Source organism: Arthrobacter sp. AQ5-05 (genome assembly GCF_003287975.1).
GTDB lineage: Bacteria > Actinomycetota > Actinomycetes > Actinomycetales > Micrococcaceae > Paeniglutamicibacter.
Genome location: NZ_QMKQ01000019.1, coordinates 27894 through 40791, shown reverse-complemented (window position 1 = coordinate 40791; position 12898 = coordinate 27894). Strand labels below are relative to the sequence as shown.

The following is a 12898-nucleotide window of genomic DNA, read 5'->3' as shown; positions in this document are numbered from 1 at the left end:
GTCTAGGGCCTCAGCTCCATGACGGTCTTGCCGATCCGGATTTTCTGGCCGAGTTCAACGGGCTGGGCGCGGGTGAGCTGGGCATCGCCCAGGAAGGTTCCGTTGGTGGAACCGAGGTCTTCGATGAACCAGCGGGTGCCCTGCGGGAACAGGCGCGCGTGGCGTCCCGAGGCGTAGTCGTCCTCAAGCACGATGGTTGCCTCCTGGGCGCGGCCCAGCAGGATCGGGCTGGCAGTGAGCTGGTGCTCGAGGCCGGTGAGCGGGCCCTCGAGGATGGCCAGGGTCTTGGCTTGCTGCTTGGCGGGGACTTCGGGCGGAGGCGCCAGCGAGGGGTCCTTGCGGATCTCCCGGGCGGTAGGGGCGCCGACGCGGGCCTTGCTGCCGATGGCGAGGTCGCGGCGAAGTGCTCCGACGATGCTCAGGACCAGCAGCCACAGCAAAATGAGAAATCCGAGCCGCAGCACGGTGAACACTAGGTCGTTCACGCACGGTCTCCTTGTGATTGGGGGACGAGGCGGAAGATGATGCGCGTCTGCCCCATGGCAATGTTGGAGCCGTCGTGCAGCTCCGTCTCGCCGACGATCTTTTGTCCGTTGACGAAGCTGCCGTTCGTGGAGCCCAGGTCAACAGCCCAGGTCGAGGCGCCGCGCTGCTCGATCTTCAGGTGCCGGCGCGAGACCCCCGGATCCTCGATGGGGATGTCGGTGTCTGCCGAGCGGCCCAAGACGATGCTGGGGTGGTTCAGGGCGTAGCGCTGGCCGGAAATGTCCAGCACGGGCTGCATCCTGGCCGCGGCGCGAGGCGGTGCGGACGGGGCCGGCGGTGCGGCGGGGGTGTTATGGGCCTCGGGGGCAGAAGCATCCGAAGTGGTGGCATCGATCTCGAAGCCTCCGGGCTTGAGTTCGGGGTCCTTGCGGAAATTGACCTCGACCGCGCCCTGCAGGGTGTAACCCTGGCTCTTGGCGTGTTCCAGGGCCGTGGTGCACAGCTCCCGGGCCAGGGGGGCACCCCATTCCCGGGCCCGGGCGAAATCCTCTTCCGCGAGGCGGATGATGAAGTGGTTCGGCGCGAGGGTGCGGGCCTGGGAAATGGTCAGCGACTTCGCGTCCATTTGGTTGCGCAGGCGCGAAGCGATCTCGACGGGCTTGACTTCGGAGCTGCCGGAGCCGCGGAAGACGCTGGTGACAAGCTTTTCAAGTCCGCGTTCAACATTGTCAATGAGACCCATCGCTTCGCTCCCTTCCTGGTTCTAACGCGTGTGGTTCCACGGTTAATGGCATTGCGTCGCAGGGCATGGTTGCCCTACGCATTGTTCGATACTACTTGCCTTGCATTTTCCGTGGGGCTGAATGTGGTGAAACCGGCCCTCTGATCAGGAACGAATGGCCGTCTCCAAAGGTTGCAGAAGAGTGGCTCTGATCACAAAGAACCCCTCGATTAGTGGTTCGGGGCGATCTGTGTATATTATTGATCTCGCTGTTGAAGTCAATGACGAAAACAGCGGTGAATATGCGCGAGTGGCGGAATTGGTAGACGCGCTGGCTTCAGGTGCCAGTGCTCGCAAGGGCGTGGGGGTTCAAGTCCCCCCTCGCGCACATATGGGAAACAACCCCCGGTCTTCGGATCGGGGGTTGTTTCGTTAAGGCGATCGAGGGTTCCGGGCTCGTCCCGAGCGCGATGGCCGGTGGATGGCCCGCCCCGCTTCCTGCGAACCGCGACTCAGCAAGAACCGGTGGACACCTGCTTAGGCGGCGCTGGTTGTTCCTGGCCCCCGATCCATCTCCACGGCCATGGAGACCGCGGGGTTCGGGAAGAACAGGGGATAGGTGAGCCCCGCGATCGCGGCTCCCACCAAGGGTGCCACGATGAACAACCACACCTGTCCCAGCGCCGCCGGACCTGCAAACCATGCCACGCCCAACGAGCGGGCCGGGTTCACCGAGGTGTTGGTGATCGGGATGGCAACCAGGTGGATCAGCGTCAGGGACAACCCAATGGATATCCCTGCGAAGCCCTTGGGCGCCCGACCGTCAGTGGAGCCCAGGATGACGTACAGGAAGATCGCCGTGAGGATGATCTCCGCGAGCAGCGCCGATAGCATCGAGTAGCCGTCGGGGGAGCGGTCGGCATAGCCGTTGGAGGCAAAGCCCGAGGTGACCGGATTGAAACCGTGCTTTCCGGTGGCAATGGCAAAGAGTGCAAGGCCCGCGACCGAGGCGCCGATGATCTGGGTGATCATGTAGGCGGGAACGGCCTTCCATTCGATGCGCCCGGCCAGTGCCGCACCAAAGGTGACGGCGGGATTGAAGTGGGCGCCGGAGATGTGGCCTACCGCGTAGACCATCACCATGACGGTCAGGCCGAATGCCAGGGCAACGCCGAGGAACCCGATCCCCATGTTGATGGTGTTCGAGGAAACGACCTTGGCGGAGAAGATGGCGGCTCCGCAGCCGCCAAAAACAAGGACTCCGGTGCCGAGGAACTCGGCCGCCAGACGCGATGTCATGCTCTGTGGTTGGGACATGTTGGGTGGCTCCATGATCACTAGCGCTGCACTGTTTTGGGATGACCCACGATAATACGTTTGTGGCGCATTTGACCCCGTTGAATGGGCCGGAACCCGATAAAAGGTGTCACGGGCCTCTTTGCCGGTCGCCCGGTGCCCCGGATGTGATGCAAACACCGGCGATTTGGGGCAAGAGGCCACATGCCCATGCATAGACTGGGAGTCGTTCGATCTTTTCCGTAGGCAAAGAAGCATGTAGGACAGGAGCAGTCAGCAACATGGCGTCCCAGACACCGCACCAGAACGTTTCATTTCCCTCCGAAGGGCAATCGGCACACGGCTACTTGGCGTTGCCCGAGGGTGGGCATGGTCCTGGCGTCATTGTCATCCAGGAATGGTGGGGACTGACCGACCACATCCGGGATGTGGCCGACCGGCTGGCGGCCGAAGGCTTTGTCGCCCTGGCACCGGATCTCTTTGGCGGCGTGGTGGCCCACGACGGCGCAGAGGCGGCCACGATGATGTCCAAGCTGCCCGAGGATGTCGGTGCGAAGCTGCTGGCCGGCGCCGTCGACTACCTCCTGGGCCTGGATGCGGTTACGAGCGCGACCGTGGGAACCATCGGGTTCTGCATGGGCGGCGGGTTCGTGCTGGCCCTGGCGGCGCAGCAGGGCCAGAAGATTTCCGCGGCCGTTCCCTTCTACGGCGTCGGCCAGGGGGTGCCCCAAAGCTATGCCGGGGTGCGCGCCAAGATCCAGGGGCACTACGCCAACGAGGATTCGTCCTACCCGGTGGCAAAGGCACGCGCCCAGGAGGAACAGATCCGGGCCGAGTCAGGCACCGAGGTGACGTTCTTCTACTACGATGCCCCGCACGCCTTCCACAACGACGGCAACCCGGCGGGCAACTACCGCCCCGAGGCCGCGGCTGTGGCGTGGGGCCGGGCAGTGGACTTCCTGCGGCAGAATATTTCCTAACCAGTTTTTTACACCCAAATAATGGCCGCCAAACGGGTGGCCACAGCAAAAGGAGCGTCAGAACATGGCAGAAACCATCATCGTCGGTGTTGACGGCAGCGAGACAGCACAGCGCGCCGCAGAACGCGCGGCACGCATCGCCTCCAACATGGATGCAGAACTGGTCGTCGTGACCGCCCACACCTCGGACAACACCGAAGTCGTGAAGATCGGCACCGACACCTGGATCCTGGACGACGCCGAGCAGGCAGGAAAGGTTGCCGAGCAGTGCGCCGCAGGCCTGCGCATCACCGAGCCGACCGCAAAGATCACCGCAACGGCAGCCCACGGCAAGCCACAGGAAGTCCTGGTTGCCGAGGCCGAGCGCCTCAACGCCACCTTGATCGTGGTCGGCAACGTCGGCATGAAGGGCCTGGGCCGCGTGCTCGGCTCCGTGGCCACCTCCGTGGCACACGCAGCCCCGTGCGATGTCTACATCGTCAAGACGGTCAAGTAGTCACCGCACCATAGTTGAATCGTGGTTAGCTGCGGTCGCCCTTGGCGGCCGCAGCGTCACGCACACGCTTTTCCTCTGCACGGACGGCGGCCAGCGAGGCGCGCTCTTCCTGCAGCCACACCGGGCGGTCGGCCAGCAAGGCCTCGATCTCGGCGGTGGTCAACGCCTCGGTGATTTCGGCGCGGGCAAGGCCCGCGATCGAAACGTTCAGCTTGTGGGCCACCACGGGGCGCGGATGCGGGCCGTTGGCACGCAATTCCTCGAGCCATGCCGGCGGGTTGGCCAGCAATTCGTCGAGCCCGGCCCGGGTGACCGGCCCCTCCTGGAACTCGGCCGGAGCTGCGGGCAGGTAGATGCCCAATTTCTTTGCGGCAGTCGCCGGCTTCATGTTCTGTGGGGTTTTCTCGCTCATGTGCACTAGCGTACCGGTACGCTGGGGTAGTGACAGGACTAAGAATCGCCTATGTACCGGGCGTCACGCCCGGCAAATGGCTGACCAGGTGGAACGAACGTTATCCACAGAACCCGCTGCAGGCCCTGCGCCACGACGGGGAGGCGATCTTGGCGCGCCTGGACACCGGGGAATCGGACGTCGTTTTTGTCCGCTTTGCCACCGGAACCTCGCCCAAGACCCCCGCGATCCACGTGATTCCCCTCTATGAGGAGTCCCAGGTCGTTTGTGCGGCCAAGGACCACGACATCGAGCTCTACGAGGAGAGGATCCCGTACGCGGATCTCTCCGGCGAGAATTTCCTGGACCTGGCCGACTACCCCGAATCCGTGGGTGGGACCGCGATGGCCATGGAGGTCTGTTCCTCGGGCGCGGGCCTGCTGGTGCTGCCGATGGGCGTGGCCCGCCTGCACCACCGCAAGGACGTGGTGCACAAGGTGCTTGAAGGCGTCCCGGGCACCAGCATCGGCATCGCCTGGCTGGCGCCGGTGGGGGACGAACCCGCCGACCCGGTCATCGAGGAATTCATCGGGGTGGTGCGCGGCCGCGGGGAGAACTCCTCCCGGCAGGCCTCGGTGGCCCAACGCCAGCAGGAGCAGGCGGTCGAGGCCCGCAAGAAGCGCCAGACCAGCCAGTCCGAGGCGGCCAAGGACGCGAAGAAGGCCAAGACCAAGAGGAAGGCCGCCGCCGCCGGGTCCCGGCCCGGGGCCAAACGCGGCGCAAAGCCAGCTTCCCGCGGCCGCAAGCGCTGATCCTTGTCTTTCCGCTTCGCGAAGACCCGTCCTGCCCCCGTTCCGTGCGGGGAGCAGGGCGGGTCTTCGCGTTCGGCGGCGCCGTCCGCCCGCTTTCACAACCGCGCGCCAACATGCCTGTGATGCGGCAAACATGAGACGCTGGTCGCAAAGCCAATCACAAGGGAGTGCACATGGAATTCGGGACCTACCAGACATTGCTCGTTGAGCAGCGCGACGAGGCGCTGCTGGTGACAATCAACCAGCCGGCGTCGATGAACGCGCTGGCCGCCGCCGTGGTCGAGGACCTCCACGAGCTTACCGGCGTGCTGGCGGACCTCGGCATCGACGCCAACTGGCCGGTGCGCGGGATCATCATCACCGGTGCGGGGGAGAAGGCCTTCGTCGCCGGGGCCAACATCGTGGAGATGAACACCATGGACCCCGCAGCGGCCCTGGCCTACGGCAGGCGCATGCACGATGTCACGCTGCGCCTCGAGGCCCTGCCGGTGCCCGTGATCGCGGCCGTGAACGGCTTTGCCCTGGGTGGCGGCTGCGAGCTGGCCATGGCCTGCGACTTCCTCTACGCCTCGGCCAACGCCAGCTTCGGCCAGCCCGAGGTCAACCTCGGCCTGGTGCCCGGCTTCGGCGGTTCGGTGCGCCTGCAGCAGCGCGTGGGCATCGGCATGGCCCGCGAACTGATCTACACCGGCCGGCGAATCAAGTCCGCCGAGGCGCTGCGCATCGGTCTGGTCAACCGGGTCCTTGAAGACAACGAGGCGCTGCTGGAAGCGGCCCTGGCCACGATCGCCGAGATCGCCTCCAAGGCGCCAACCGCGGTGGCCAACGTGAAGCACGCGATCAACGAGATCGCCGGGCTGAACGTCGTCGACGGGCTGGAGGCCGAGGCCCGCTCCTTCATGAAGGCCTTTGCGACCGAGGATTCCGTGGTGGGGCGCGCGGCCTTCGTGGCCAAGTCCGCCCCCGAGTTCCCGGGCCGCTAGTGCCTGGCACTGCTCCATCGGTGCACCACGCCTACGGCCCGCACCCCAGCCAGTACGCGGAACTGTGGCTCCCCGAAACACGCATGCACAGGGTCATTGCCGTGATCATCCACGGCGGGTTCTGGCGGCAGGCCTACGGCGCGGAACTGGGCCGTCCGCTGGCAGCCGACCTGGCCGCGCGCGGCATCGTGTCCTGGAACCTGGAATACCGGCGCACCGCCGGGGGACAGGGCGGCTACCCGCAGACCTTCGACGACGTCGCGACGGGGCTCGGGGCCCTGGATGAGGCACTGGCCGCTGCCGGGATCCCGGACGGGCCGCGGATCGGGGTCGGGCACTCGGCCGGCGGACACCTTGCGTACTGGGCCGCGGGACGAAACCTGCTGCCCGCAGGCGCCCCCGGGGCGTGCCCGCCGGAGGGCAGGACCCTGGAGGGCGTCGTCTCGCAGGCCGGGGTGCTGGACCTGTACCTGGCCCACGAACTTCACCTGAGCGACGGCGCCGCCGCCGAACTGATGGGTGGCACCCCGGAATCCACGCCGGAATCCTGGAAAAACGCGGATCCCGCGGCCCGGGCCCTGCCCGCGGTTCCGCTGGTGATGCTGCACGGCAGCAATGATGCGGACGTGCCGGTGGCCCTGGCCCGTTCCTTCGCCGCCCGCGCGCGGGCCGCAGGTGCCCCGGTGTCCTACCGGGAGCTGGCAGGGGACCACTACGGGCTGATCACCCCCGGGGACCCGGCCTGGGAAGCGAGCGTGGCGGCCCTGCTGGAGCTCGGCGGCGCCGCCGCGCAAGGCGGTTGAGGTGCCGGGCGGGACGGAGAGCAGCGGCACACACTGCGCCGACCTTGGCTACCGCCCGGTATATTGAAGTCGACACCCCCAGAACCAAGGATGAGGAGCCCGATGTGCTGACGGTCATAGGCGAGGCCCTGGTCGACGTGCTTTCCGGCGGGATCAGCGCGCCACGGTCCTTCGTCGGCGGCAGCCCGCTGAACGTCGCCGTCGGCCTGGCCAAGCTCGGGCACCCCACCACGTTCATCGGGCGCTGGGGCAGGGACGAGTACGGAGTGATGATCCAGCAGTCGCTGGCCGCCAACGACGTGCGCTACATCTGCGGCCCCGACGACGCCCCGACCTCCACCGCGCGAGGCATCCTGGACCCCGTGGGTGCGGCCAGCTACACCTTCGACATGCATTGGGACCTGCCCGAGCTGCCCGCCGACACCCCGGCACTGGCCGAGGCACGGGCCGTGCACACCGGCTCGCTGGCCACGCTCGTGGAACCGGGCGCCTCCAAGGTGCGCAAGCTCATCGAGGCCGCCCGCCCACATGCCACGATCTCCTACGACCCCAACATCCGCCCCTCGCTGATCACCGACCACGCCGCCGCGGTGGCCAACGTAGAACGCTTCGTCGCGTTGGCCGACGTGGTCCGGGCCTCGGACTCCGACCTCGAATGGCTCTACCCGCACCGCAACGTCGAGGACACCGCCGCAGCCTGGCTGGCCCTGGGCCCGGCGATGGTCGTGGCGACCTACGGCTCCGGCGGCCCCTGGGGACTGGTGAAGGCCGGCACGGCGCGCACCGCCGCTCCGGTGGTGGATGTCGCTGACACCGTGGGTGCGGGGGATTCGTTCATCTCCGCAATGATCTCCGCCCTGGAATCCCGCGGGTTGCTGGGCAGCGAACGGCGCGAGCAGCTGCACGCACTGGACACCGGAACGCTCACCGAGATCCTGGACTATGCCGCCCGCGCGGCGGCGATCACCGTCTCGCGGCCCGGCGCCAACCCGCCGACCCGGCAAGAAATTTCCTGAGCAAAGAAGCATGTGGGGGAAAACGGACATGGATGTGCGGCTCGTCGCCAGCGACCTGGACGGAACCATCATCCGCGCGGACGGGACCATTTCCGCGCGCACCATCGAGGCGTTCCGCCACGCCCGTGAATCCGGGATGCACATCGTCTTCGTCACCGGCCGCCCGATGCGCTGGCTTGATCCGGTGCGCCGGGCCTTCGGCCACCTGGGCACCGTGATCTGCTCCAACGGCGCGGTGCTCTACGACCTGGAATCCGAGTCCCTGGTCTCCGCGGCGACCATCGAACCCGCGGCACTGCTCGAGGTCCGGGAGATCATCCTGCGCGCCGAACCCACGGCCACCTTCGCAGCGGAAACCACCCGCGGACTGCACCTGGGGACCGGATTCGCCGAACCCGGGGACACCGGGCGCCTCGGGGAAATCCGGGCACTTGACCTGGGCTCGGCGGACCTGCATGAGGCGGGCGTGGTGAAGTTCCTGGCCAAGTCCCGCACCCGGGACTCCGACGCCTTCATGGCAGCGGTCGCCGGCTCCCTGGCGGAGCTGGTTTCGGTGACGCACTCCGCCTTCGATGTCTCGCTGCTGGAAATGGCGCACGTCGACGTGAACAAGTCCGTCGCGCTCGGGGCCTATGCGGCAGCGCTGGGGATCGGCGCCGGCCAGGTCGTGGCGTTCGGCGACATGCCCAATGACTTGCAGATGCTCTCCTGGGCCGGGCACGGGTACGCCATGGCCTCCGGGCACCCGAGCGCGCGCCTGGCCGCCGCCCATCTGGCCCCGGGCGTCGAGGACGACGGGGTGGCCCGCATCCTGGAGGACATCCTGGCCGGCCGCACACCGGAAACACGCTAGGCACACACCAACCAGGCCCGTTCCTGCGGGCGGAACCGACGGGGGAAGCGGCATCATGATCGAGGCACCACGGGCCGGGACCGCACCGTACCTGCGCAACACCGCAGGCTCACCCCTGGCCGGCTCCCCGCTGGCGTTCTCCCACCGCGGGTTCGCGCCGAACGGCGAGGAAAACACCATCAAGGCATTCAACGCCGCCGTGGAGCTGGGCTTCGGCTACCTGGAGACCGACGTGTACGCCAGCAAGGACGGGGTGCTGATGGTGTTCCACGACGAGGACCTGCGCCGGCTGACCGGTGACAGGCGCAAGGTCTCCGACTGCACCGCGGCCGAACTGGCGCAGCTGCGCGTGGCGGGAGAACCGATCCCCACCTTCGATCAGCTGCTGGAGGGCTTCGGGCACGCGCACTTCAACGTCGATGTGAAGGATCCGGCCGCCGCTGCCCCGCTGGCCCGCGCGATCGACCGCCACGGAGCCCGGGACCGGGTGCTGGTGGGCTCGTTCAACGGGCGGCGCCGCAGGGCGGTGCAGCGGCTGCTGGCCGGTGCCGGGGCCCCGGTGGCGGCCAGCCCCGGGGTGCTGGGCGTTGGCGCGGCGGCGCTGCTCGGTTCCCTTGCCCCGCTGCCGGGTTACTGGTTCCGCAACGTCGCGGCCCTGCAGGTCCCCGAGCGGCACGGGGCCATCCGCGTGGTGGGCCCGAACCTCATCCGCCATGCCCACGCCGCCGGACTGCAGGTCCACGTGTGGGTGGTCAACGAGGAAGCGGACATGCACCGGCTGCTGGACATGGGCGTGGACGGGATCATGAGCGATAACGCCGACGTCCTGGCCCGGGTCATGGCCGTCCGCGGGACCTGGCCGCAGGACCGCCCGGCCGGCTGAAACCGGGCCGCGTTGAACCCGCGGCTCAGGCGGTGGTCGCCGCCAATTCGGCGAGCGGTTCGAGCACCTTCGGCGCCCAGCGCAGCAGGGCCGGCTCGTCGGCCTCGGCCAGCAATTGCAGCCAGGTCTCGTGGGTGTGCAGCGGGGAGATCCGCAGTGCCGGGCCCACCAGGGCGTAGAGCTCGTCGGGGCAACCGTAGTCGCCCCACGCCGCAAGGTACGCGCCGATGGCGGCGATGATCCGCGGGTCGTCGGCCGGGGCCCGGAAATCGATCCGCATCCGCTCGATGGGACGGGCCAGCGAGGCAAAGGGGTGTGCCCAGTGCGCGTCGCCGAGGTTCAGGATCCGCGGCGCGGTGCTCTCGTCGGTGGGGGCGAAGACCCGGCGGCGATCGAAGGACCCGTGCTCCAGGCTCAGCGGGATCGGGCCGGCGATGAGCTGCGCGCAGGCCTCCTCGATGTCCTTCAACGCGGCGAAGGCGTGGTCGGCGTCGCGGGCCGGAATGCCCAGCGGGTGCTCCGCGGGCAGCGACGCATGCAGCATGAGCGCGTTGTTGAACTCCTCGGGAATCCATGCGGGATCCAGGATCTGCAGGCCGGCGTCGAAGAGTGCCTCCTCGCACGGCACGAGTTCGCGCTGCAGCTGGCCCAGGGCGCCGAGCGTCCGGGCCCACAGTTCCGGGGTCGTGGCCAGCTCGTCGAGGGTTGCACCGTAGTCGGGGGAGAGCATCCAGCCGCGGTCCGGGTCGATCGCCAGCGGCATCACCAGCCTCTCCGGGACCAGGGAGGCGGCGGCGGAGGTCAACGGGGGCTCAAAGGACTGCCCGGGCGCCACCGCCTTGAAGAACAGCAGTCCGGCGTCGGTTGGCACCCGCAGGTGCGTCGCACGGATCGATGAAGATGCGCTTTGAAGTGCATCTATGCGCTTGATGGAATATGCCTCGCAGGCCATGTCCACCCATGAGAGCACCTCGGCGCGCCAGCCGTCTTCCGTCCAAGTCTTAATCCACTGAGCCACGTGTTCCATGGTAGCCAGTGAATCGTCGGCTTTGCTGTGAGCGGGCCCGAAGCGCATGTCGCGCAGGGCCCGCCTATCCCTTGGCGGAGCCGGCCATCAGCCCGCGGACGAAGTAGCGCTGCAGCGCGAAGAACACGGCCAGCGGCACGATCATGGCCACGAATGCCCCGGCGGTGAGCAGGTGCCAGTCCTGCCCGCGGCTCCCGGTGATCTCCGCCAGGAGCTTGGTGATCGGGGCGACCGCGCCGTCGGCGAAGATCAACGCGACCAGCAGGTCGTTCCACACCCAGAGGAACTGGAAGATGGAGAACGCGGCGATCGCCGGGGCAGTGAGCGGCAGCACGATCCGGAAGAAGATCTGCCCGTGGCTGGCCCCGTCCACCCGGGCGGCCTCGATGATCTCGTTGGGGATCTCGGCAATGAAGTTGTGCAGCAGGAAGATCGCCAGCGGCAGCGCAAAGATGGTGTGCGCGATCCACACCTGTGCGTACCCGGCCGAGCCGAACGCCCCGATGACCGGAACCCCGAAGAGCTCCCCGGCGGCAAAGAGCCGCAGCAGCGGCACCAGCGCCATCTGGATGGGCACGATCTGCAGTGCGAAGACCAGCACGAAGAGCAGGTCCCTGCCCGGGAAGCGCATCCAGGCGAAGGCGTAGGCGGCCAGGGTGGCCAGCACCAGCGGGATCACGGTGGCCGGCAGGGTGATCGCTATCGAGTTGATGAACGATCCGGCCATGGTCAGCTGCGAGTTTCCGGCCTGCAGTACCGCGGTGTAGTTGTCCGTGGTGAAACCCCAGTTTTGGAAAAGGGTCCACCAGCCGGTGGTGCGCACCTGCTGCGCCGGGCGGAACGAGGAGACCAGCAGCCCGATGGTCGGGACGGTCCACAGCGCGGCGATGACCAGTGCTGCAAGGGTGGCCCAGCGGTTGGTCAGCCGGGTCTTGGCCAGCGAGGCGGCCGGGCGGCCGCGCCGCACGCCGGGCTCGGGGGCCGCGGTGGGTTCTTCGGTTCTGGCGAGCGTGGACATCAGCGCATCTCCCTTTGCATCTTGATCTGCCGGGCGTTGTAGATGACGATGGGCATCACCATGAGGAAGAGGATCACGGCGAACGCCGCGGAGCGCCCGGCCTCGAAGTTGCGGAACTGGGTGTACATCTCGTTGGCGATCACCGAGGTGTCGTTGGCGCCGGCGGTCATGGTGCGCACGATGTCGAAGACCTTCAGCGAGGCGATCGAGATGGTGGTCAGCACGACGACCAGCGAGGAGCGGATGCCCGGCAGCGTCACGTTGGCGAAGCGCTGCCAGCCGTTGGCCCCGTCAAGCTCGGCCGCCTCCAGCTGCTCGAGCGGCACCGCCTTGATCGCCGCGGAGAGGATCACCATCGCGAACCCGGTCTGCACCCAGATCAGCACCGCGATCAACGCCACGGTGTTCCACGGGGATTCCTGCAGGAACTGCACCGGTTCCCCGCCGGCCCAGACGATCACCTGGTTCAGCAATCCGATCTGTTCCGAGTCCGCGGGCCGTGCGGTGTAGACGAAGCGCCAGATGATCGAGGCGCCCACGAAGGAGATCGCCATCGGCATGAACACCAGGATCTTGAAGAACTTCTCCCCGCGGGACTTGTCGATGAACACCGCATAGGCCATCCCGGCAAGGGTGGACACCGCCGGGGCGATGAGCACCCAGAGCACCGTGTTCAGCACTGTGCGGATGCCCGCGGGCTGGGTGAAGATCCAGATGAAGTTCTCCAGCCCCACGAATTCGGTGCCGCGGGAATTCATGAACGACTGCACGGTGGTCTGGATCGTGGGGATGACCAGCCCGGCCGCCAGCAGCAGCAGCGCGGGGGACAGGAAGCCCACCAGCGCGAAGATGTACCCCGCCCCGCTCCGCGAGCGGTAGTCGAGCCAGAACAGCAGCAACCCCAGGAAGCCGGCGGCGACGATGGCCCAGGTGTAGGAATCCAGGATCGCGACCATCAGCAGCGGGAACAGGACGCAGGCGACGGCGCGGATGATCGTGTACTTGCGCCCGCGCCGCGGGGCCAGCTCGATGAGGAAGAGCAGCAGGAGCACCACGGCGCAGAACACCCCGATGATGATCGGGATCTGCGCCAGGGTGGGCAGCGTGCTGAGCCATTGCAGGAAGGTTGTCAT

Annotated in this window: 15 protein-coding genes and 1 tRNA gene; 9 read left to right on the top strand and 7 right to left on the bottom strand. The window is 67.4% G+C overall.

Going from position 1 to position 12898, the window contains the following annotated elements:
* Positions 1-2: 2 nt before the first annotated feature.
* Positions 3-485, bottom strand: a complete 483-nt coding sequence (locus tag DQ353_RS15205) for an FHA domain-containing protein FhaB/FipA (RefSeq protein WP_113763699.1) — start codon at positions 483-485, stop codon at positions 3-5.
* Entirely contained in the window at positions 482-1228 is a 747-nt protein-coding gene (locus DQ353_RS15200; protein WP_113763697.1) for an FHA domain-containing protein, read from the bottom strand. Before DQ353_RS15200 ends, DQ353_RS15205 begins: the two co-directional genes overlap by 4 nt.
* A gap of 283 nt (positions 1229-1511) precedes the next feature.
* Here DQ353_RS15200 and DQ353_RS15195 point away from each other — a divergent pair.
* Positions 1512-1595 (top strand) — tRNA-Leu (locus DQ353_RS15195).
* A 149-nt stretch (positions 1596-1744) separates the two neighbouring features.
* Here DQ353_RS15195 and aqpZ read toward each other — a convergent pair.
* Complete coding sequence (aqpZ, locus tag DQ353_RS15190; RefSeq protein ID WP_113763695.1) at positions 1745-2524, bottom strand: aquaporin Z; 780 nt, start codon at positions 2522-2524, stop codon at positions 1745-1747.
* A gap of 260 nt (positions 2525-2784) precedes the next feature.
* Between aqpZ and DQ353_RS15185 the strand changes: the two genes are divergently transcribed.
* Both DQ353_RS15185 and DQ353_RS15180 read left to right on the top strand, forming a co-directional pair.
* The gene (locus DQ353_RS15185; protein WP_113763693.1) at positions 2785-3483 is read left to right on the top strand and encodes a dienelactone hydrolase family protein; all 699 of its coding nucleotides are present in this window, start codon (positions 2785-2787) and stop codon (positions 3481-3483) included.
* 64 nt (positions 3484-3547) lie between these two features.
* A complete protein-coding gene (locus DQ353_RS15180; protein WP_071216235.1) occupies positions 3548-3979 on the top strand; it encodes a universal stress protein in 432 nt (143 codons plus the stop codon).
* A gap of 25 nt (positions 3980-4004) precedes the next feature.
* Here the strand turns inward: DQ353_RS15180 and DQ353_RS15175 are convergent, their stop codons facing one another.
* On the bottom strand, positions 4005-4391 hold the full coding sequence (locus tag DQ353_RS15175) for a DUF5997 family protein (protein WP_113763776.1): 387 nt from the start codon (positions 4389-4391) through the stop codon (positions 4005-4007).
* Between the two features lie 29 nt (positions 4392-4420).
* Between DQ353_RS15175 and DQ353_RS15170 the strand changes: the two genes are divergently transcribed.
* From DQ353_RS15170 to DQ353_RS15145, 6 genes are all read left to right on the top strand, one after another.
* Complete coding sequence (locus DQ353_RS15170) at positions 4421-5182, top strand: substrate-binding domain-containing protein (protein ID WP_146755267.1); 762 nt, start codon at positions 4421-4423, stop codon at positions 5180-5182.
* A gap of 173 nt (positions 5183-5355) precedes the next feature.
* Positions 5356-6165: an enoyl-CoA hydratase/isomerase family protein gene (locus tag DQ353_RS15165; protein ID WP_113763689.1), complete on the top strand. Its 810-nt coding sequence runs from the start codon at positions 5356-5358 to the stop codon at positions 6163-6165.
* Between the two features lie 20 nt (positions 6166-6185).
* On the top strand, positions 6186-6968 hold the full coding sequence (locus DQ353_RS15160; RefSeq protein WP_286166844.1) for an alpha/beta hydrolase family protein: 783 nt from the start codon (positions 6186-6188) through the stop codon (positions 6966-6968).
* A gap of 104 nt (positions 6969-7072) precedes the next feature.
* Complete coding sequence (locus DQ353_RS15155) at positions 7073-7984, top strand: carbohydrate kinase family protein (RefSeq protein WP_113763687.1); 912 nt, start codon at positions 7073-7075, stop codon at positions 7982-7984.
* A gap of 10 nt (positions 7985-7994) precedes the next feature.
* Complete coding sequence (locus DQ353_RS15150) at positions 7995-8837, top strand: HAD hydrolase family protein (RefSeq protein WP_113763685.1); 843 nt, start codon at positions 7995-7997, stop codon at positions 8835-8837.
* Between the two features lie 55 nt (positions 8838-8892).
* Entirely contained in the window at positions 8893-9720 is an 828-nt protein-coding gene (locus tag DQ353_RS15145; RefSeq protein ID WP_113763683.1) for a glycerophosphodiester phosphodiesterase family protein, read from the top strand.
* Positions 9721-9745: 25 nt separating this feature from the next.
* On the opposite strand, the gene DQ353_RS15140 is transcribed toward DQ353_RS15145, so the two are convergent.
* The 3 genes from DQ353_RS15140 to DQ353_RS15130 form a co-directional block, all read right to left on the bottom strand.
* Positions 9746-10738, bottom strand: coding sequence for a hypothetical protein (locus DQ353_RS15140; protein ID WP_146755266.1), 993 nt, complete (start codon positions 10736-10738; stop codon positions 9746-9748).
* Between the two features lie 73 nt (positions 10739-10811).
* A complete protein-coding gene (locus DQ353_RS15135; RefSeq protein WP_113763679.1) occupies positions 10812-11765 on the bottom strand; it encodes a carbohydrate ABC transporter permease in 954 nt (317 codons plus the stop codon).
* Positions 11765-12898 carry a carbohydrate ABC transporter permease gene (locus DQ353_RS15130; RefSeq protein ID WP_113763677.1) on the bottom strand — a complete coding sequence of 378 codons (1134 nt, stop codon included), beginning with the start codon at positions 12896-12898 and terminating at the stop codon, positions 11765-11767. The genes DQ353_RS15135 and DQ353_RS15130 overlap by 1 nt, the downstream gene beginning before the upstream one ends.